Source organism: Siminovitchia thermophila, assembly GCF_016909185.1.
Classification (GTDB): Bacteria; Bacillota; Bacilli; order Bacillales; family Bacillaceae_C; genus Siminovitchia; species Siminovitchia thermophila.
The window spans coordinates 48,675-69,665 of sequence record NZ_JAFBFH010000024.1 but is presented as its reverse complement, the minus strand read 5'-3'; the positions used below and the strand labels follow the sequence as shown (position 1 = coordinate 69,665).

General features: G+C 40.6%; 14 protein-coding genes and 1 riboswitch. Of the genes, 13 read left to right on the top strand and 1 reads right to left on the bottom strand.

Annotated elements, in window-relative coordinates:
• Positions 1-269 precede the first annotated feature (269 nt).
• A complete protein-coding gene (locus tag JOC94_RS15610; RefSeq protein ID WP_205179838.1) occupies positions 270-1,193 on the bottom strand; it encodes a PhzF family phenazine biosynthesis protein in 924 nt (307 codons plus the stop codon).
• Between the two features lie 911 nt (positions 1,194-2,104).
• Positions 2,105-2,292, top strand: a riboswitch (cobalamin riboswitch).
• Between the two features lie 227 nt (positions 2,293-2,519).
• Between JOC94_RS15610 and JOC94_RS23410 the strand changes: the two genes are divergently transcribed.
• The 13 genes from JOC94_RS23410 (at position 2,520) to JOC94_RS15545 (ending at position 20,983) form a co-directional block, all read left to right on the top strand.
• Complete coding sequence (locus tag JOC94_RS23410) at positions 2,520-5,930, top strand: InlB B-repeat-containing protein (RefSeq protein ID WP_205179837.1); 3,411 nt, start codon at positions 2,520-2,522, stop codon at positions 5,928-5,930.
• A gap of 93 nt (positions 5,931-6,023) precedes the next feature.
• Positions 6,024-7,115 carry a DUF4430 domain-containing protein gene (locus tag JOC94_RS15600; protein ID WP_205179836.1) on the top strand — a complete coding sequence of 364 codons (1,092 nt, stop codon included), beginning with the start codon at positions 6,024-6,026 and terminating at the stop codon, positions 7,113-7,115.
• Positions 7,116-7,277: 162 nt separating this feature from the next.
• On the top strand, positions 7,278-9,398 hold the full coding sequence (locus tag JOC94_RS15595) for a DUF4430 domain-containing protein (RefSeq protein WP_205179835.1): 2,121 nt from the start codon (positions 7,278-7,280) through the stop codon (positions 9,396-9,398).
• A gap of 29 nt (positions 9,399-9,427) precedes the next feature.
• Positions 9,428-11,350 carry a prenyltransferase/squalene oxidase repeat-containing protein gene (locus JOC94_RS15590; protein WP_205179834.1) on the top strand — a complete coding sequence of 641 codons (1,923 nt, stop codon included), beginning with the start codon at positions 9,428-9,430 and terminating at the stop codon, positions 11,348-11,350.
• Between the two features lie 15 nt (positions 11,351-11,365).
• Positions 11,366-11,938 carry a DUF4430 domain-containing protein gene (locus JOC94_RS15585; protein WP_205179833.1) on the top strand — a complete coding sequence of 191 codons (573 nt, stop codon included), beginning with the start codon at positions 11,366-11,368 and terminating at the stop codon, positions 11,936-11,938.
• Positions 11,935-12,849 (top strand): energy-coupling factor transporter transmembrane component T, encoded by a 915-nt coding sequence (locus JOC94_RS15580; RefSeq protein WP_205179832.1) that lies wholly within the window; start codon positions 11,935-11,937, stop codon positions 12,847-12,849. Before JOC94_RS15585 ends, JOC94_RS15580 begins: the two co-directional genes overlap by 4 nt.
• Positions 12,789-14,483 (top strand): ABC transporter ATP-binding protein, encoded by a 1,695-nt coding sequence (locus tag JOC94_RS15575; protein WP_205179830.1) that lies wholly within the window; start codon positions 12,789-12,791, stop codon positions 14,481-14,483. Before JOC94_RS15580 ends, JOC94_RS15575 begins: the two co-directional genes overlap by 61 nt.
• Complete coding sequence (locus tag JOC94_RS15570; protein ID WP_205179826.1) at positions 14,476-15,159, top strand: ECF transporter S component; 684 nt, start codon at positions 14,476-14,478, stop codon at positions 15,157-15,159. Before JOC94_RS15575 ends, JOC94_RS15570 begins: the two co-directional genes overlap by 8 nt.
• A gap of 36 nt (positions 15,160-15,195) precedes the next feature.
• A complete protein-coding gene (locus JOC94_RS15565; RefSeq protein WP_205179825.1) occupies positions 15,196-16,143 on the top strand; it encodes an AAA family ATPase in 948 nt (315 codons plus the stop codon).
• Between the two features lie 106 nt (positions 16,144-16,249).
• Positions 16,250-17,425 (top strand): DUF58 domain-containing protein, encoded by a 1,176-nt coding sequence (locus JOC94_RS15560; protein ID WP_205179824.1) that lies wholly within the window; start codon positions 16,250-16,252, stop codon positions 17,423-17,425.
• A 13-nt stretch (positions 17,426-17,438) separates the two neighbouring features.
• Positions 17,439-19,868 (top strand): transglutaminase-like domain-containing protein, encoded by a 2,430-nt coding sequence (locus JOC94_RS15555; protein ID WP_205179823.1) that lies wholly within the window; start codon positions 17,439-17,441, stop codon positions 19,866-19,868.
• 493 nt (positions 19,869-20,361) lie between these two features.
• Complete coding sequence (locus JOC94_RS15550) at positions 20,362-20,649, top strand: hypothetical protein (RefSeq protein WP_205179821.1); 288 nt, start codon at positions 20,362-20,364, stop codon at positions 20,647-20,649.
• Positions 20,612-20,983 (top strand): DMT family transporter, encoded by a 372-nt coding sequence (locus tag JOC94_RS15545; protein ID WP_205179819.1) that lies wholly within the window; start codon positions 20,612-20,614, stop codon positions 20,981-20,983. Before JOC94_RS15550 ends, JOC94_RS15545 begins: the two co-directional genes overlap by 38 nt.
• Positions 20,984-20,991: the final 8 nt, after the last annotated feature.

Here is a 20,991-nt window from a genome sequence, read left to right as displayed (position 1 = left end):
TTGCCCATTTTAATAATCCCCTCTGCTTATAAGTTACCTATATTATACCTTTTTTTGGTTTTATTTGTTAGACAGTCTGATGTAAGGTGCCGTAATACTCCCACATCAACATCTTGAGTGAATACAAGAGAAAACGGCACCTACATGCCCGATTGGTTCAACTAACATTCAGTAGAATCCCTACTGAATGAAGTTTCACTTTATGAGAACAGTTTCTTCTAGTTTACTTGTACTTTTAGTAGTATGTATTTGCCATGAAACAGGGTTGCTTAAGTATTATTTTTCACAATCTCATCATGATCCAGCAAAACTTCGAAATCTTTCACATAAACGGCATTTCCGGTGATTTCAACATCGAGACAGTCACTGTTTTTTGAAACTCGCACGATAACCCGGCCGTTTTTTCCGATTTCATGACCCTGCTCCACAACAAGGTTCAGAGAATCTTTAAAATGAGTATGGATGTATTTCGCATAATAAGCGCCCATTACCCCTGAAGCAGTACCCGTTACCGGGTCTTCAATCGTACCGGAATATGGTGAAGAGAAATGCCGGGCATGCATATCGGCGTGTGAATCATGCGTTTCCAAACAGAATGGATGGACAGAAGCTTTTGGCATCTCCTTTAAAATAGAAGGGAACGTTTTGTTATTGGGTTTCATTTTCTTAAAAGCGCCCAATTGCTTTATAGGGATTAATAATGTCCAAGTACCGGTACTTCCATATAAAATAGGTAACTGATCATGGATATCAGATTTATTTAACCCAAGGGAGCCAGCCAAATCCGCTATGGAACCTGTAAACTCTTTAAATGTTGGAGAAGCTTGTTTCATGGTGATCCATATGTCGTTTTCGGCTGTTGATTTAATCGTGATCGGTAAAATCCCAGCCCTTGTTTCAATGGTAAAATCGGTCTTATCGCCCAATAATCCTTTTGTTTGGAGCGCATAAACAGTTGCCATTGTAGCGTGGCCACATAAATTCATTTCATGACCCGGTGTAAAAAATCGTATTTTCAGGTCTGCGGCTTCGGATGCAACTGGAAATGCCGTCTCATTAAATCCTACTTTAAAAGCAATCTCTTGCATTTCGGCATCTGTCAGCTGATCTCCGCTTAAAACGACTCCCGCTGGATTTCCCTTATTAGGTTCTTTACTAAACGCATCGTAGTGATAAACCGTTATTGACTTCACACCCGATCCCCCCACCAAGATTTAGAAACTCATGTTGATTGTATCATGTATAATGGCTTTCTTGTTCAATAAAAAATGGACCCCGTTAGTGAAAAACGAAACCTGTTTTTTCATAGTAACAACCTTTATGTTAAGACCATGTGCTTTATCCCGCATGTAAGATGCCATATACACTACTTTAAGACCAGAGTTGATACCAAAGGTCTAAGTGGGAGAAAACGGCCCCTAAATGCCCGATTGGTTCAACTAACATTCAGTAGAAGCCCTACTGAATGAAGTTTCACTTTATGTACAACTTCCTCTTTATCGCATACTTCTAAAATAAACTTTTTGTTTTAGTAATTTTATTAACTTGTATAAATAATGTGAACCGAAAAGCTGTTGTTCAATTTGATAATCCATATATGCCAGTGAATCCATTGTTACTTGCCTGGCTTCGGCAAGACTTTGCCGGTTTATTTTTCCCAATATATCCCGGACGATTTCGAGCAAGTAAACGGATGATTGAACAGTTTGGATGATTAGCAAATAGAGAAGATCGACTTTATTGTGGATTTAGGCCCTGAAGGAGGAGAAAAGGGCGATCAAATCATTGTCAAAGGAACACCGGGTTCGATTGTGAAAAATAAAAAATCATATACAGGACAATATTTGTAAATTCCTTTTAGAAAACAGCTATTATTTTTGGAAAAAAACATTGATTCATATGATGTTAGGCACATCAGGAAAAGACATGAAGATTTTGTTTTTTATTTTATTCACAACTTTTACAGGTTTTAATCGTTTTTTAAAGGTTTGTTTGGAAGCAATTACATAAAGAAACCACCAATTCTTGCTTTGGAAAGTTGACATTTTTTTTAGAATTCTGTAACATTTCAAATTGAGAGCTTGTACTCCAAATTACAACTGAATAATGGAAAAACGAATTAGGTTCTTTTTATTTGTAAAAGATTAAAAGGGAATCAGGTGAAAGTCCTGAACGGTCCGGCCACTGTAATTGAGGAGCGACTTTCCATTATGCCACTGGGGAATACCCCGGGAAGGCGGAAGGAAGCGATGATCCAAAAGTCAGGAGAACTGCCTAACGCGTATATATGTAGCCTTCCGGAGAAAGGTGAAGTATGAGTCACTATGTCATCAATATAGATGGAGACAACCATCTATTATGTTTATAGATTTGCAAAAATACCTAATCGCCTTGGGCTTCTCTGGAAGTCCAAGGCTTTTTCGTTTTTCCGAAGTTGGAGGAGGGAAAGATTTTTCTCGAGCGTCATTTTACATACTCGGACAAGAACAAGCTCTACAGACAAATGTGGGGGGAAAAAAGTGGGGGTTATTAAGAAGCGTTCGTTACGGTTATCTGCGGTTTTACTGACTTTTCTATTGATGTTAAGCATTGTGCCGCAAGTTGCTTTTGGGAAGGCTTACGATCCGAGAACAGGTTATCAAGAGTTGGACATTCGCTTCTGGGAAGATAAGGAACCGGAAATCGGTTTTTATATGAATGCTTCCTCCAGGTACATACTTGAAACGCTAGAAAAGCCAAGTATGGGATCGGTTGGTGGAGAATGGGCTGTCATGGGTTTATTGCGAGGCATGTATGCGGGTCACGATTACATGAACCATGTGCCAGATACCTATTTTGAAGATTATCTTGGCCGGATCGAACAATATGTGGCGGATAAAAAAGGAAACCTTCATCGGGCTAAATCTACTGAATGGTCGCGTCTCATTCTGGCGCTTACAGCATTAGGCTACGATATTACAGATGTAGCAGGCTACGACTTTATTGAAAAATTATCCAGCTCATATCGTTTTTCTTATAGGCAAGGAATTAATGGGCCGATTTGGGAAATTATCGCAATGAATACGGGAGGATATGAATTTTATCCTGATTCCACAAATCCGGACGTAAATACTTTCGGAAAAATGATTGATTACATTTTAAGTAAAGAAATTACGCAAGCTGACGGAACGGTGGGAGGCTGGTCTTTATTTGGCAACCCAGACCCGGATATTACAGGGATGGCGCTGCAAGCGTTAGCTCCGTACTATGGTGATGAAAAGCGCTATGCTGCGAGCGGGGCGGAGGCGTCATATGAAGAGTTTGCGGCAGCCGTGGAAAGAGGAATTTATATGTTGTCTGTTCTGCAACAGGAGAACGGAGCATACGCCGCTTTTGGAAATGTGAATGCGGAAAGTACTGTCCAAGTAATTGTCGCGCTAACGGCTCTGGGCATCGATCCATTACAAAAAAAGGTGGAGCTTAAGCGGATTGGCAAACATGTGAGCTTTATTCAAAAGGGCGCTGTTCAGGATGGCGTTTGGACGAACAATATGATCGATGCACTCCTCACTTTTTGGGATGATGGCAGTGGTTCTTCGCCAGAAATAGGCGGTTTTAAGCATGTCACGACAGGAAATGACGGCGGCGGTGGTTCGGGACATAGAGTAAATGCCATGGCGACCGAACAATCGCTTTATGGACTGATTGCCTATGATCGGTTTAAAAAAGGAATGAATGCCTTATATGATATGACCGATATGAAAAACGGCGAATACAAAAACATGGCTGCTAAAAAACATGATGCCAACTTCCATTCTAATGGTGAAGTACAAACAAACAAGGTTTCACCTTATGCGTTAGTGCAAATTCCCGAAGGTAAAAACATCCAGGGGAAAAAGTTCAAAGCTTGGAATTCCAAACAAGACGGAAGCGGCACGGATTATCTACCCGGTGAAAAGCTCGTCATGCCGGAACACGATATTACATTGTATGCACAGTATGACAACATTGAATATAACATCCATTATGAAACAAATGGCGGGACTTTAATTGGGGATGACATACCGAAAACATATACGATAGACGACGCGGAAATTCCACTTCCGGCAGCCGGGCAAATGGAACATGAAGGCTATCTATTTGAAGGCTGGTATGACAATCCAAGCTTTGAAGGCGAACGAGTAACAGCTATCGCGAGCGGAAGCTATGGAGATAAAACGTTTTATGCAAAATGGGTGGATGAGTCAGGCGCAAATGAAGAAGCAGCAAAGGAAGTAGAAGAGATGATTGCGGCTTTGCCTGATATCGAGAATGTAACCCTTCATGATAAAGAGGCCATTGAAGGGGCGCGAGCGGCCTATAACAACTTGACTCCACCGCAGCAAACATTCGTTGCCAATATACAAAAGCTTGAAGCGTTAGAAGCGAAATTATTAGAGTTAGAACAAGATTTAGTCAATAAAGAAGCCGCTAAAAAAGTGGAGGAAATGATCCAACAGCTGCCAGAAGCGGCGAATCTAAAGCTAGAAGATAAAGCGTTAGTAGAAAATGCCCGTTTGGCTTATGACAGTTTAACAGAAGTACAACAAAGTCTTGTCGCCAATGTAGAAAAGCTTGTTGAGACAGAGGCAAAGCTGAAAGTATTGCAAGAAGTAGCAGATAAAGAAGCGGCACAAGCTGTCGAACAAATCATTGCTGAATTGCCTGAAGTCGAAGAATTGACATTAGACCATAAAACAATCGTTGAAAATGCGAGAACAGCGTTTTATCGTTTAACAGCATCACAGCAAGATTTAGTGGCCAATAAAGCAAAACTCGACGAAACTGAAGCAAAAATGTTCGAATTGGAACAAATCGAGGCGGATAAGGCCGCTGCCGATATCGTTGAACAGATGATCGCCGGGCTTCCAAATGAATCGGAAATCCATCTAGATGATAAAGCGTCTGTTGCCAAAGTAAGACAAGCCTATGATGGCTTAACAGAGGCCCAGCAAAAGTTAGTGCCGAATATTGAAAAACTCACATCACTTGAAACGAAATTAAGTCAATTGGAACAGGAAGAACTGGACAAACAAGCGGCCAAAAAAGTGGAAACGATGATTGACATGCTCCCTGAAGTGTCGCAACTATCACTAAACCAGAAGGCGCTGGTCGCGGAAGCGCGCAAGGCATATGATCAATTAACGCAGGTCCAACAAACATTAGTGGCTAATACCAATAAGCTCGTTGCACTAGAGGCGAAACTCAAAGAATTACAAATAGCGGCCGAATTAGCAGATAAAGAAGCTGCTAAAAAGGTGGAGGACATGATTCATAGGCTTCCGAAAGAAGCCGATATCAATTTATCGGATAAAGAATCGGTCATAACAGTGCGGCAAGCTTATAATCGTCTTACAGAAACGCAGAAAAAATTAGTTTCAAATGTAGCGCAATTATCTGCATTGGAATCTAAAATAATCATTTTGGAACAAGAAGCTAAAAACAAGGAAGCAGCTGAAATCGTTGAAAATATGATCCAAGAACTTCCTGATCTGGACAAATTGACTGTCGCGCATAAGGAAGCAGTAGCCGCCGCCCGAGAAGCATATGATTACTTAACGGCAGAGCAAAGGCAGTATGTTTCAAATATGAGTAAGCTTGAAGCGCTCGAGGAAAAATTAACCGAACTAGAAAAGGAGAATCAAGCACAAGATCCGGAAAATGAGGGCATTGTTGGTTCACCCGCAATTAAAACGGCCGAAGATGAAAATAAAGATAAAAAACGAGAGCGTCCTTCTGGTGATCATGCAAATGCCAAACAGAACCAAGAATATGGAAAGAAAAAAGCTTCCAACGGCGCCAAAAAATTGCCAAACACAGCGACCAATATGTTTAATTTGCTGATCATTGGTCTAGTTTTCATCATCGCAGGTATAGCCATTTACTTCGTCCGTAAAAAAAGATCAGTTTAAATGGAAGTCCAGCTCTAAAATCGTGAGGTTGCTCACGGTTTTAGAGCGCCCACTTTGTAGTACGTTCATTAATAAAAGAAATGAGGCGAAGGTGTGAATACACTAAAGAAACGTTGTTCTTTATTATTCATTTTGTTCATCCTTTTAATGCCTTTTATGACATCAGCGGCAAGTGCCAACTCGGTAGTTGACGGCATTAACACAATAGAATCAACCGAAGTGACGATTACAACGAGTTTGGAAGATCGTGTAACGACGAAAGCGGATAAACTTACGTTTGATCTATGGGCAAAAGACAGTGACGGTAATAAGATCGAAGCTTCACATGTAAAAGTAACGAATAACGGTAACCCGGTAGTGGTTAATTGGGATGATTCGGAAAAGACGAGCTATACATTACAGCTCGAGGTCGGGGAAAACAAAGTTGAAATTGTTGTTGACTATAATGGGAAAACGTATTCCGCACAATATACGTTAATTCGTGAAGAAGCGGAAGATGGCGATGTAATTGGCAGTTTCACGTTCAGTTTAGAGGCGTTCACCATCGGTCTCGGTTATGTCATTGAACCTGTACAAGTGGATATTACGAAAGGAAGACGGGCATCACACGAATTAGACGCTTTAATAAAAAAGTACGGGTACGATTACGACCATACAGGAACACTTGAGAATAGTTTCTATCTTTCCTATTTGTTGGATGGAACTAACAATATTTATAAGTCACCTCCTGCCATTCCCCAGGTTTTGAAAGAGGCATTGAATGGTCACTATGACGAGGAAAACTATCATGATGGGGCATTGGGAGAATTTAATTTTAATAGTTTATCGGGTTGGATGTATTCAGTAAATAACATCTTTCCCAATGTCGGCTTCGCTGATTATTATCTGAGTGACGGCGATGTGATGCGTGTACAATATACAATCGCTTTGGGTAGGGATATTGGAGGCGGTTGGGATTACAACTTTTTTGAGTTGGTCAATAAAGATGCACTAACGAAAAAGATAGCGGAAATTAATAGCAGTAGTGAGAAAGAAGAATATTTATCTGTAAAAGAATTGAAAGAGGCCTATGATCATGCGTTAAATGTTCTTCAAACAGTCGATGCCACTCAAGCAAATATAGATGAGGCTCTTCGTCAAATAGAATTGGCGGAAGAAGAACTGACTGCTCCGAAAGCCGCCTAACAAGCAGCAACATATCGTTGTAAAAGCTTATATTTTCCGGCTTTTACAACGATTCATTTCAAGCCGTTCCTTTTCTTGTAGTGACCGAAGGAGGACAATACTCTTGACTGCTTCGATGAGTACAGGAATGAAACAATGGTAGTAAAAGGCAGGCGTATTTTTATGGGAAAAATAATGAATAAACTGAAAAGGGCTTTTCCAAAGCGACAAACAATGTTTAAAGTGTTGACCGCATTTCTCATTGTGAGTTTTTTCATGACGTATGTCGGTTACGCTCTAAGTCATCAAAAGACCGTGCTTCCTGATAATCCTCTTAAAGATACGTCAGACAACAGTTCGCGTGTTCCTTTAGTAAGCGACCATAAACATTTAGTCCATGCGGAAGAGACAAGGGACAGTCAAAGTGAACGAGAGAATAAAGAAAATATAGACCGCAAAGAAAACGAGGAAGAAAAAAACGATCAGCAAGAGTTCCAACACGCTAAAAAAGAAAAGCAGAGTAAAGAGGGACAAGCAAATCAACAACATGGCCATAACAGTGACGGATACACAAAAGGTGAGAATGCTGAAGGCCAGGGAACTGGTGAAGATACTGGACATTCGGGTGAAGGCGATCAAGTGGACAACGATTCCCCGCATATTGAAATCAAAGATCCTGATCATGTAACCGATGGAAATGGCTTAAAAGACAACGACTATTTTACAACGACCATTGTGAATGGCGAAGTTGTAACAGATGAAGAATATTCGTTTCGCATTAAGCAAAAAGAACATGACTACATCGTGAAACAGACAGAGGTCTTTGTGAATGAGCAATTAGAAGAAAAGTTCAAAGGCTCGGTTACTTTGGCCGAAGGTCAAAATACAATCACCGTGAAAGTAACGTATGAAGATAAAGACGGCAAGATCTTTTCTGTCTCTAAAACATATACCGTTATTTTAAAAGTAAAAGAAATCATCATTTATTCTGATCTGGAAGATAAAGCTGAAGTCAATAAACAAGAACTATCATTTAAAGCGAGAGCTGAAGTCGATGGTGAAGAGATACCGCTAACGGTCCTTGTAAATGATGGCCCATTGAAAGAAGCAAGCACGCATCAATACGAAGCGGTTTTACATGCCGGGGAGAATCACATTGTTATTTCCGCAGAACATGAAGGAAAAAAAGCGGAAAAAGCATATAGCGTTATATATCAGCAACCAGAAACGGAATCAGAATTAACCATAGACACTAATTTAGAGGATCAAGAGGTCACTCACGCCGCATTTTCCTTTTTTGCGGTTGCTAAAGATGGAGACGAAAAAGCGGATTTATCTGTGACACTCAATGATGAATCGATTGAGGATGATGGAAAAGGAAACTATTCCGTAACGCTGTCAGAAGGCACAAACTTCTTCACACTAACAGCCAAAAGTGGTGAAAAAACACTTACCCAAGACTATACCGTTACTTACGCAATACCTCAAAGCGGTGAAGCAGAAGAGGAAGATGGCGATGAAGCGGAAAATATTCTGAAGATCATCGTACCGGATCTTGAAGACGGGCAAACGTTAAGAAACCCGAGACAAACCTTCCATGTCAAGGTGGTCGATGATAATGGCAAGCAGCTGCAAAGTAATCATATAGCGATTACCGTTACAAACAATGGGAAAAGGGTTCCTTATAATCATAGTAATGGGACACTAGTTAGTTATTCTCTCAATGTGCAAAATGGACCTAACCATATTGAAATAACAGCCATAGACCAAAAAAGCGGGAGTATCGGGACATACGAACTGACGGTATATGGGGAAATTGCCAACGAAGACGAAAAGATTGGGTCGATAACGTTTAGTCTTGAAGCGTCTACGATCGGACTGGGCTATATCATTCCGCCACAAGAAGTTGATCTTTATCCAAACGAACCCGGATCTAGGACGATTGACCGGGTGTTTAAAGAATATGGCATTGAGTATGACTATACCGGAAAACATGAAAACTCATTCTACTTAGAAGCCATTTATAAACCGGGTTTAGTGACGAATCCGGTCATTCCTGCAGACTTAGCTGAGCTCGTTGAACGAGATTTTGAATTAAATGATTACTATTCAGACTTCTTAGGTGAGTTTGATTTTTCGAGTGGGGCGGGGTGGATGTATAGTGTGAACGGCCATTACCCGAACGTCGGTTTTGCCGATTATTATTTTAAAGATGGTCAAGTCGTTCGAATTCGCTTTACGCTGGCATTGGGCGCTGATATTGGCGGAGGAAGTCCGGGAACGAATTATCATAAGGAATGGTAAAGTAGGATTTCGATAGTGAGGATGTAAGCATGCAGAATAATTATGTATCACGAATTGTGACAGTGTTCATCATATCGGTCGTTACTGTCGTCACGATGGCCGCTTCGGCAGATGCGGAAACTCCGCCCGTGGAACCGGAAGCTCTATTAGAAGATATAGAGAGGGTTATCAATTGGAAAAAGGGCAGTATCGGCTTGAGCGCGGGAGATCCATTACTGAACAATCCATTTTTGGAAAATGCCGGGGATACCACGGGAGACTGGTATCCGATCGGCATTGGCAGAATTGGCTATCCTGACGATTATGAAGCCTATTTGGCGGTCATTGGCGATACGGTTACACAACGTTATCAACAAAAAAATAAGTTGAGTGATTCAAAAGCGACGGAATGGCATCGGATCTCATTAGCGATTTTAGCGATGGGCGGCGACCCGACACAAATCGGAAAAGATGAGAAGGGACAGCCGATCAACCTCATTGCAGATGGTACGTATGATCGCGGCAAGACGAAATCACTCGGCAAGCAAGGGATAAACGGCTGGATTTGGGGATTGATCACGCTTGACAGTATGCGTTATAAAGTGCCAAAGGATGCGTCTGCTGATCGAAATGATATGATACAAGCAATTTTACGCATGCAATTGCCTGATGGCGGCTTTTCCTTACATGGCCCCCAAACCGATCCGGATATGACGGCAATGGCTTTGCAAGCATTGGCGCCTTACTATAATAGCGAACAAGTGTATACGTATGAACAAAAGGCGGCAGAAGAAAAAGTAACAAAAACAGTGCGTCAAGCGGTTGATGAAGCGATTGAGACGTTGTCCACATTGCAATTGGATGATGGGGGCTATGCGAGCCAGGAAGCGGAAAATGTAGAAAGCATTGCGCAAGTGGTCGTCGCCTTAACAGCACTCGGGATAGACCCACTACAAGATGAAAGATTTATAAAAAATGGCAATACGTTACTTGATGGATTGAAGAAATATCAAATGAATGATGGCGGGTTTATTCATTCAGAGACATATGATCCCGAAAACCCGTCGTCTTTGCCGAATGAATCGAATCCGATGGCAAGTGAACAAGCGTTATATGCTCTTGTCGCACTATATCGCTACTATGGCGACTATCGAACACTTTATGATTTTCGCAGTGAAATGGATGCCCCTTTAAAAAAACAAATACATTCGCTTCAACATGCGATTGAGAATTTGCCAGAGCCCGTGTCAAATAAAGATCGTGAAAAAGTGAAGGAGATTTTTTCGTCCTATTTGAAGATTCCGATCGCTGAAAGGTCTTACGTATTTAATTACGCCAAACTGGCGGATGCGATGAATTCTTTACAGATAGAAAATACGTCAGAACGGATTGCTGAAAACATCGGCGAAACAAAAAGTGGAAATGGTACGATTACGCCTTTATTTAATCAAAACGCAGAAGTCTTTTCACCTGCTATTTTTACAAAAGAAGATGAAGATCAGGCCAAAAAATTACCGCAAAAGTTGACTACAGAACATTACGTAGAGGTCGTTAAACTGCTTGAGAAATTAGAAGCGGCAGAAAATCGCAACGAATATGAGCATCTTTTAGATGATTTACATGACAAGAAAGCGGCCATAGAAAAAATCAAGGCCGAAATCGAAGCCTTAAACAAGGATATTTTGGATAAGTTGTATCCTTTTCATCAGCTTTCGATCAAAGATAAGGATCATGTCGAGGATATTGTTGCCCGTTATGAACAATTGAGTACCTATGACAAACAGAAAATATTAAGTTATGAAGATGTTGAAAAGTCAAAAACACAAATCGATAATCTCATTCGCGCGCGCATGATCTCTATCGCCATTGGTATCATCCTTGTTGTAGCGACAATGGTATTCATATGGAGACGAAGAAAAAGGAAGCTGGAAAAGTTAAAACAGAAAATGCTTGTCACCGACGAGAATATGTAGCGAGGGGGAGTGACGTTGCGAAAAGATCTGTTACTGCTCGCTTTTATCGCTCTCCTCGTGGCAGTCTTAATCTCCGGGACAAAGATTCAATCTGTCGATGAGTATTACTTAACGCATATTGATGACATAAGAGAAGACTCAGAAACGGTTACGATCAGTATCCGGGCTGATACGATTTTACAGAACTGGGATAAATTATCTCCTGAACTAAGATCTGAAAAATATGTTCCGAAAGACGGTGTCATTTTAAAAGAAACAGAATATGTGCTGCGGCCAGGGGATACAGTTTTTGATATTTTGCACCGGACAGTTCGCCATAATCGCATCCATATGGAGTTTCAAGGTGCGGATGAAAATGCGTTTGGAAGTGTTTATATCAAAGGGATTCATCATCTCTATGAATTTTCCTGCGGTCCTTTAAGTGGTTGGATGTACGCGGTAAATGGGACATTTCCCGATTATGGTGTGAGTAAATATGTGTTGGAAGATGGAGATGTGATCGAGTTTCACTATACGTGTGATCTGGGGAGAGATGTAGGCCATGAATTTAAACGAAACATGAACGAAAACGAGGTGAAAGTAAAATGAAGAGCTTTTCCTCGTTTCATCCAGCCGTTTTATTTTTTTATTACGTGTTCGTTCTATTTATTACGATGTTTACGTTAAATCCCGTCGTTTTAGCTTGTTCTCTGATCGGGAGTTTGCTTTTTTTCGCGATGATGACACCATTGAAAACCTTTTGTAAGGATATCGGCTTTTATTTGCTCGTGTTTTTATTAATTGCGATAACCAATCCACTATTTAGCCATAATGGTGAAACGATTCTCTTTTTTATGAATGATAATCCTGTGACTTTTGAAGCGATCATCTATGGCGTGGCGATTGCAACAATGCTAGTGGCCATTATTTTTTGGAGCAAATCGTATAGTGAGCTTGTGACGGCCGATAAATTTCTTTATTTGTTTGGAAAAGCGGTTCCGAAATTGGCTTTAGTTGTTTCTATGGCTTTACGATTTATTCCGCTATTTAAATGGCAAATAAAAAAAGTGCACCAGGCGCAAAAAACACTGGGCTTATATACGAGTGAAAGTGTAACGGATAAAATGTTGAGCGGTATGCGCGTTTTCAATAGTATGTTGACTTGGTCTTTGGAAAATGCGATCCACCAGGCAGATGCGATGAAGGCAAGGGGGTATGGACTGAAAGGACGGACGAATTTTTCGTTGTTTAAAGTGGAGGCAAGGGATCGCTGGATGTTTGGCATTCTGGTATTACTGCTCATTTTGATCGTGATCGGCTTTCACAAAGGAGATTTTGCGTTTCATTATTATCCGTTCATATCTCCATTCGCCATCATTTCAGCAAACCTGATCCATTATATCAGTATTTTTTTACTCATGTTTTTTCCTTGTATTATGGAAGCGAAGGAGAATATCCAGTGGAGATTATTAAGGTCGAAAATGTCGGTTTCACCTATCCGCAGCAAAAGGAAAGTGTGATTCAAAATATACATTTTAATGTTCGACAAGGAGAATTTATTGTTCTGTTTGGTGAATCCGGCTCAGGCAAAACGACACTATTACGATTGCTAAAAAGGGAGCTGTCTCCTCATGGAAAACGGCAAGGGGATATTTATTACAAAGGGGTCAACATTGACGAATTGGACGAACGAACGGCGGCAAGTGATATCGGCTTTGTGATGCAAAATCCGGAACACCAAATCGTAACCGATAAAGTATGGCACGAATTGGCGTTTGGTTTGGAAAACATCGGTGTTCCTACATCTATCATTCGCCGCCGAGTCGGAGAAATGGCGAATTTTTTCGGCATTCACGGCTGGTTTCGAAAAAAAACAACGGAATTATCGGGTGGGCAAAAGCAGTTGTTAAACTTGGCTTCGATTATGGTGATGCAACCGCAAGTGCTGATTTTGGATGAGCCGACATCTCAGTTAGATCCCATTGCGGCATCAGAATTTATTGGCACATTACAAAAAATAAATCGAGATTTAGGTGTAACCATTTTGTTGGCAGAGCATCGCTTGGAAGAAGTCTTGCCGATCGCCGATCAAGTCATTGTATTGGAAAAAGGCAATCTCATCCTCAATGAACGCCCGGAATCGGTCGGGCAGCAATTAAAGAAAATCGACGCAACTCATAACATGTTGCAAGCTTTACCGAGCGCTGTCCGCATTTTTTATGGGGTAGGTGGGGAAGGGCAAAGTCCTTTGACGGTTCGTGAAGGCAGAGCTTTTTTACAGCATTTTCACAACGATATTGTCCGAGTAGATTGTGAAAACAGGGATCATGATAGCGAAGTAGAAACTGTCTTGCAGCTGAAAAATATTTGGTTTCGCTATGAAAGACATTTACCGGATGTATTAGCCGGAGTCTCTCTTGAAGTAAAAAAAGGAGAGATTGTTAGCATTCTTGGAGGAAACGGCTCGGGAAAAACAACGTTACTAAGCGTCATAGCCGGTCAAAATAGAGCATATCGCGGGGATGTTTTCATTCAGGGGAAAAATATAAAAAAATATAAAGGAAAGGAGCTGTATAAGCATCTTTTAGCGTTATTGCCCCAAGACCCGCAGACGGTTTTTTTGAAAGCGACTGTGAGCGAAGATTATCAGGAAATCGGCAAAGTAATGGATTATACAAAAGAATTGGTTGAAAAATATACAAACGAAGTTGCCGAAATGCTCTCGATTACGCATGTATTAGACAAGCATCCTTATGACTTAAGCGGCGGGGAGCAACAAAAAGTAGCACTCGGAAAAATACTTTTATTAAAACCGAAGATTATTTTATTAGATGAGCCGACAAAAGGAATTGATGCCTTTTCCAAGCTTGTTTTACGCGATATTTTACTGGATTTAAAAAAGCAGGGAGTGACGATGATTGTTGTCACACACGATGTTGAATTCGCCGCGTTAATTTCCGATCGCTGCGGTTTGTTTTTTGACCAGGAAATTGTGTCGATCGACAAGCCGGGACCCTTTTTTTCCAATAATCATTTTTATACGACGGCGGCGAATCGGATATCGCGGCATCGTTATGAGAATGCGATCACTTGTGAAGATGTGATTGAAATATGCCGGTTAAATGGTGTGAGAAAAGAGTATGCACATGTATAAAAAACAAACAACCTATTTGATGATCTTATTTCTCATTCCTCTTTTGATCGCGTTAGGTGTTATTCCTTTTCGTGATCGGAGTTATATGGTTATTTCTATTTTCATTGCCATTTTATCATTTGTCCCGATTTTTTTTACCTTTGAGCGCGGGAAAACGAATACGAGAAAAATGGTCATGTTAGCTGTCATGATTGCGATGTCGGTAGTGGGACGGTTTATTTTCGCGGCCCTTCCGGGGTTTAAGCCTGTTACTGCGATTGTTGTGATTACGGCGATGTTTTTTGGCGCGGAGGCGGGTTTTTTAGTCGGGGCTTTATCTGCTCTTCTTTCCAATTTTTACTTCGGACAAGGACCGTGGACACCTTTTCAGATGTTTTCATGGGGAATGATTGGTTTTATCGCAGGATTGCCATATATAAGTGAGCAGTTGAAAAGTCGGCGATTGCTTCTTATTTTATATGGGATCTTTGCGGGTATTGTCTTTTCTTTACTGATGGATATATGGACTGTGATGGCGTTGGATGGTACGTTTCATTTTTCTCGCTACGTGGCAACCGTGGCGCTTTCATTGCCTTTTATGGCGGTTTATGCGGTGTCCAATGTGATCTTTTTATTGTTGACGATTAAGCCAATCGGTGAAAAATTAGAAAGAATAAGAGTGAAATATGGCATGTAACCGTATTTGACTTAAAAAACGAGGGAGAATTTAGTGATGAACCATAAATCTCAAGAAGTGATCGATGAAATAAAGAAAGTGATGAAAGGGAAGGATGACGTTATCAAAAAAGCCTTTATGGCCATTTTAGCACAAGGCCATATTTTGCTTGAAGATATTCCAGGGGTAGGAAAAACAACACTTGCCCTCGCTTTTAGCAAGGTGATGGGGTTAGATTTTAATCGCATTCAATTTACACCCGATGTGGTTGCTTCAGATGTCACCGGCTTTACGATGTATGAGAAAGAGCAGGGGACATTTATTTTTCGACATGGGGCTGTTATGTGCAATTTGCTTTTGGCGGATGAAATAAACCGGACATCCAGTCGTACGCAGGCGGCCTTGTTGGAAGTAATGGAAGAAAAAAAAGTAACTGTTGATGGAAAGACATATCCTTTACCAGTACCTTTTCATGTCATTGCAACTCAAAATCCAGTCGGCTCGTATGGAACACAATTACTGCCTCAATCTCAATTGGATCGTTTCATGATAAAAATGAGCATCGGCTATCCAGATTTTCAAAGTCAGGTAGAAATTTTAAAAGATCGCCAGATTGAACAGCCGCTTGATCTCGTACGCGAAGTGATTTCCAGGGAAGAGCTCATTGAGATGCAGCAAGAAGTGAGCCGGATTCATGTATCAGACGCCATTTTAGAATATATTACGCACTTAACAGAGGCGACAAGAGAGCACCCGTTGATTGTCCAAGGGATAAGCCCGCGGGGAGCGTTGGCCATAAGTAAAATTGCGAAGGCAAATGCTTTTGTCACAGGTAGGGATTATGTGATTCCTGAAGATGTGATTGATCTGTTTATTGATACTTGTAATCATCGAATTATTTTAGACCAAAAGTCGAAAATCACCTATGAACGTTCACATCATGTATTAGAAGAAATTTTAGCAGAAATAAAAACGCCGGATATTCAAGGGATGGCCATGAATTAATATATGAATCCGGTCATGCGGCGAGGCACGCTCAATGGAAAGAACGGCAATAAGCGCATGAATGAACATGAACAGCCGCGGAGCATGTTGGTCGAGGGGGAAAAGGATGCTGCAATCAAGAATACAAATGGTTCTCTTGCTTTTATTTGTTCTTTTATTCTATGTATTTTCTGATTCTTATTTTGCGCTATTTTTACTCGTTGCTTCAATTGTGATCGTCCTTTTTTTAGGAATGAGCATTCTCATGATAAAAAATAGATTGGTGATCTCCATTGAAACAGTTGGAACTGTTCATAAACATGAAGAAGGTGCTATCTATTTGCGAGCAAAAAACCATTCCTTTTTGCCCATTGCAAAAGTAAAATGCACTTTATCGGTTCGCAATCTTTTGACCGGTGAAAACGAAAACCGGAAACAGCATGTATTTTTCGCGATCAATGCGAAGGCGCGGGAACGGATCGATTTAGAAATGGTTAGTGCTTATAGCGGTTGCATAGAACTGAGGATCGAACAAGTCACTTGTTACGATTTTATGGGTGTGTTTTCAACAAGAAGCGAGCCGAAGTCGATGGCCCGGCTGTTTGTTTTGCCAAACACTTTTTTGGCGGCGATCGATCTAAGTGAAGCGAATGTAGAACATCGAGATGGCGTCATGTCGGCCGCTGTAAAAAAAGGGAGCGATTCCAGTGAAATATTCGGCATAAAGGAGTATGTTCCCGGTGACAATGTGAAACAAATTCATTGGAAATTAACCAGTAAGTTCGATGATGTGATTGTAAAGGAACTAAGCGAAACGGTCGATCATTCGTTTCTCATTTTACTGGAAACTTCGATTTCTCCGGGGCGTAAAAGAGAAGCGCCCGCAGTAACAGATGCGATGATGGAAGCTTTTGTTTCGATTTCAAACTCATTGTTGCAATATGAACATGTGATTTCAATCGGTTGGTTTGATCATGAATCGAATCACTTATGTATAGAGGAAGTCTATTCTGTTGATCATTTCATTGGTTTATACAGCAGATTCCTACAGATACAAATGTTGGAAAGTGAACAATCTGTCATGAGGCATTATTTGAATATGGGAGAAGAGATATGTTCTCATATCGTCTATATCACTTCGGAACAGGCTGGTGGATTCGCCGAAGATTGGCCGAGTGAATTAGAAATAACGGTATTAAAGTGCGTAGAATCTTTACCGGATGATAGAGAACGGCTGACAGCGGAAGGAACGATCTTTACGCCAAACAATGTAGAAGAGGAATTACGCCAGCTTAGTATATAAGGGGTATGTAGCAATGAATGATCATTTGCAAGCGGTGGGCAGCCACATTCACATTTTGAACAGAAAAGCGGAAAGCGGCCAGGGAGCAACTCACTGGCGGTTTATGGGGAATGTGTTGATTTCGGGCTTATTATATACAGCACTTGTATTAAATATATTATCAATGTTTCGTCTGGAAGATGTGTCCTTTTTAGCCGTCATTCCCGGCTTCTTCCTGATTGCCTTTTTGAATAACGTTTTTGGGCGATCTACATTACGCTTCGCATTGCTTGCGTCTTTCCTGTTTCTGCTGATCATATTTTTGGTCATACAACATAAGCTGATGATCGCCGGCTTGTTGTTAATCAATAACCAAATAGCGGAAACGATAGGAATTCATACCGGATTTATGATGAAGCAGTATGCGATTTCGATTGACGCGGATCAATATCGGCTGGCCGCCAGTTCTTTTTGGAATTATGTTTCGGTCATGCTCGCATTCGGATGTCATGTCATCGTTCGATATCGTAAAGCTCTTTTGATGTGGATCGTTATTTTGCCCCTCTTTGTTTTTCAAATATATACGGGAATGACGCCCAGTATTTATCATCATGTTCTTTTGTTTTTTAGCGCATTATTCGTTGTCAACGACTCGTTTATACATCGAACAGACCGGGGGCCCTTATTCGGAAATCGTAAAAATGGCGTCGTTCTTTCCGTTTCATTGATTGTGCTTGTGTTATGTAGCAGTACTTTTCTTATATTGAATATGATTGAACCGATTTCGGGTTATTCAAAAAATGAAACAATTGCTGATTTACAATATGCATTAACGAATAAAGTGGCTGAATTTCGTTATGAAAAAGAGAAAACGAACACTTTTACTCAAGGAGACTTCAGAAACCTTGGCGAGCTTAAACTGTTGGATGTTCCTGCTCTTGAAGTCATTATGGATCAGCCGACATCGCTTTATTTAAGAGGCTATGTGGGTTCTGTTTATACTAAGGAACGCTGGACGGACTTGGATCAGCGTGTTTATTATGATTCACATGGATTATTTTATTGGCTGAACAAATCGCATTTTCATGCGCTTAATCAGTTAAATACTGTGTCCGATATGACAACTGTCGCTTCAAAAAAAAATCAAAATATCCAAATTACTATTCATAATGTAAATGCCAATAGCAAATATCTTTATGTGCCCTATGAACTGGCAACGAGAAAAGATCAGTTTGACAAAGTAAAAACGTTCGCTGATAGTAAGGTGATGTCTACCGCGTTTTTCGGTGAACGCTTTTATAAGTATCAATCTAAAGTTAATTTAGTAACAAAATATCCTGCGTTGGCAAGTCAATTGTATGAGGCAAAAAATCATGTGGCAGTGGATGAGTATTTAAAGAATGAAAGCCATTATAATGCGTTTGTTTATGAAAACTATACATCCATTCCGCGCGAAACAAGATTGTTGCTTCAGAACCATCTCGGGATGATCAAAGAGGAACAAGAGACTCGGCGATCATATGAGCAAGCGATTGAAGAAGTAAGAAGTTATTTAAGAAAGAATTTGACATACAACATGAATGTGGAGCCCGTTCAGAAAGACAAAGATTTTCTCATGCATTTTTTAGAAGATACAAAGGAAGGATATGCCACGCATTTTGCGACAGCGGCGACGGTCATGTTCCGCTACTTAGGTATTCCTTCACGATATGTGGAAGGTTACTTGATTACACCAAAGGACGTCAAAGGAACTTCACCATTTGAAAAAATGACGATAAATGGCACGAATGCCCATGCTTGGACAGAAATTTATATTGATGAAATTGGCTGGATTCCGATCGAGGTCACTCCGCCTTACTATCATATGATGGAGAAAACAGATCTATCCAATTATCCAACGGGAGCTGCGGCACCCGATCATCATCAGTCAGTGGCTCCATCTTCCAGTAACGCACCTTCCGGAAAACAAGAAGTGATAGATCGAGAACACAAAAAGACGAAAAAACAAAAACCGAAAGAAAAAATGTCTTTATTGGAAAAATGGACAATCGCCATCATCATTGTGATAGGGCTGCTCCTTGCAGGTTATATGTTATATTTAATGAAAAAAAGAAGAGACGTCCGAAAAAGAAAGGAAAGTTTTGAAGGGACAAATTATAAGGAACTCATTCCCAACCTATTTGCATATATCATGCTCTTGTTACATTATGACGGGATTCCCAAAAAGGGGGGCTCAACGTTTTCTTATGTGGAGGCCTTGGAAAAGAAGTATTCGAAAGAATATATACAACAGTTTGAACAAGTAGTGAAAATCAATCAAACATCTATTTATAGTCATCATGAAATCACGGAAGAACAATATATCCAGGTGAAACATTTTATGAATCAAACCTTGTCTGATCTGGTGAAATCGAAAAATATGTTGCAGCGTGTAAAGATGAAATTCTATGACTTTATTTATTAATGAAAAAAACATTTATGGGGGATAGGCAAGGGTGTTCAATGCTTTGGATGCTATGCATGCGGAAGAACAGATGTCGGCCCCGCCATGGTTGAGCGGCCGATTTTGAAGGCTCGGTGTATAGGCTTCCTTGCAGAATTGGATGAAACCGGGATTTTCAATAGCGATATGATCGAAAAGAGATGAATGGAGACAGTACGAACTAACACCTTTTTGAGGAAAACGTGGGAAAATACGGCTTAGCCATCAAATAAGATGGCTGTTTTTTTTTGAATTTTATTCGCGCGTTCCATTGACGAATGTGGTATCTGAATAGTATAATCCAAACGCCAATAACCGTATTGGAGAACGTTTATGTTTGATCCCCGTTTTTAAAATCGTAGGTTAAAAGGTTGAACTGGCAATGGAATGATGTCGTGCGGAACAAGGGAACAGCAAAAGAACGATTATCGAAGCAACATGTGTTTTAGGCAATTGTAGGAGTGAAAGTTTTACAATGAAAGCAATGGCGGACTGCTTGATTGTTCCCAAAGCAGAGTTCAGAGCAAATGAACGGTTGGCTTCAGAGAGAATAAACAAAATGAACCACTTTGAATGGCTTACGACCCAACAGCTTCTGAAGCTTGGGATGGAAAGTGGAGAATTACGCTCACTGCCATTATTTTTATGCCCAGTCAATGAACTCACTAGAAGAAAATGTAGCAATGATGGTGGATGTGCCATCATTAACGACAAGGAGGAAGAATATGTCTTGGTTTTATTTGGCAGTCGCAATCTTATTTGAAATAGCAGGAACCGTCTCGATGAAGTTGTCCGAAGGGTTTACCAAAGTGACTCCTTCCATCTCTATGATTGTCTTTTACATACTTGCTTTTGCCAGTCTTACTTTTTCCTTGAAAACCATTCCGGTAAGTGTTGCCTACGCGATTTGGTCAGGGGTGGGCACGGCAGCTATTGCCATTATCGGATATCTTGTTTTCAAGGAGACATTAACGGTGACAAAGGGTTTTGCTATTTTATTCATTATCGTCGGGGTCGTCTTGCTCAATGTCAATTCGGAATCAAGCGATTCAAGCAAGACTCAAATGAATGCGGAAAAATATAAAATGGAAGTGTAAGGTGAAAG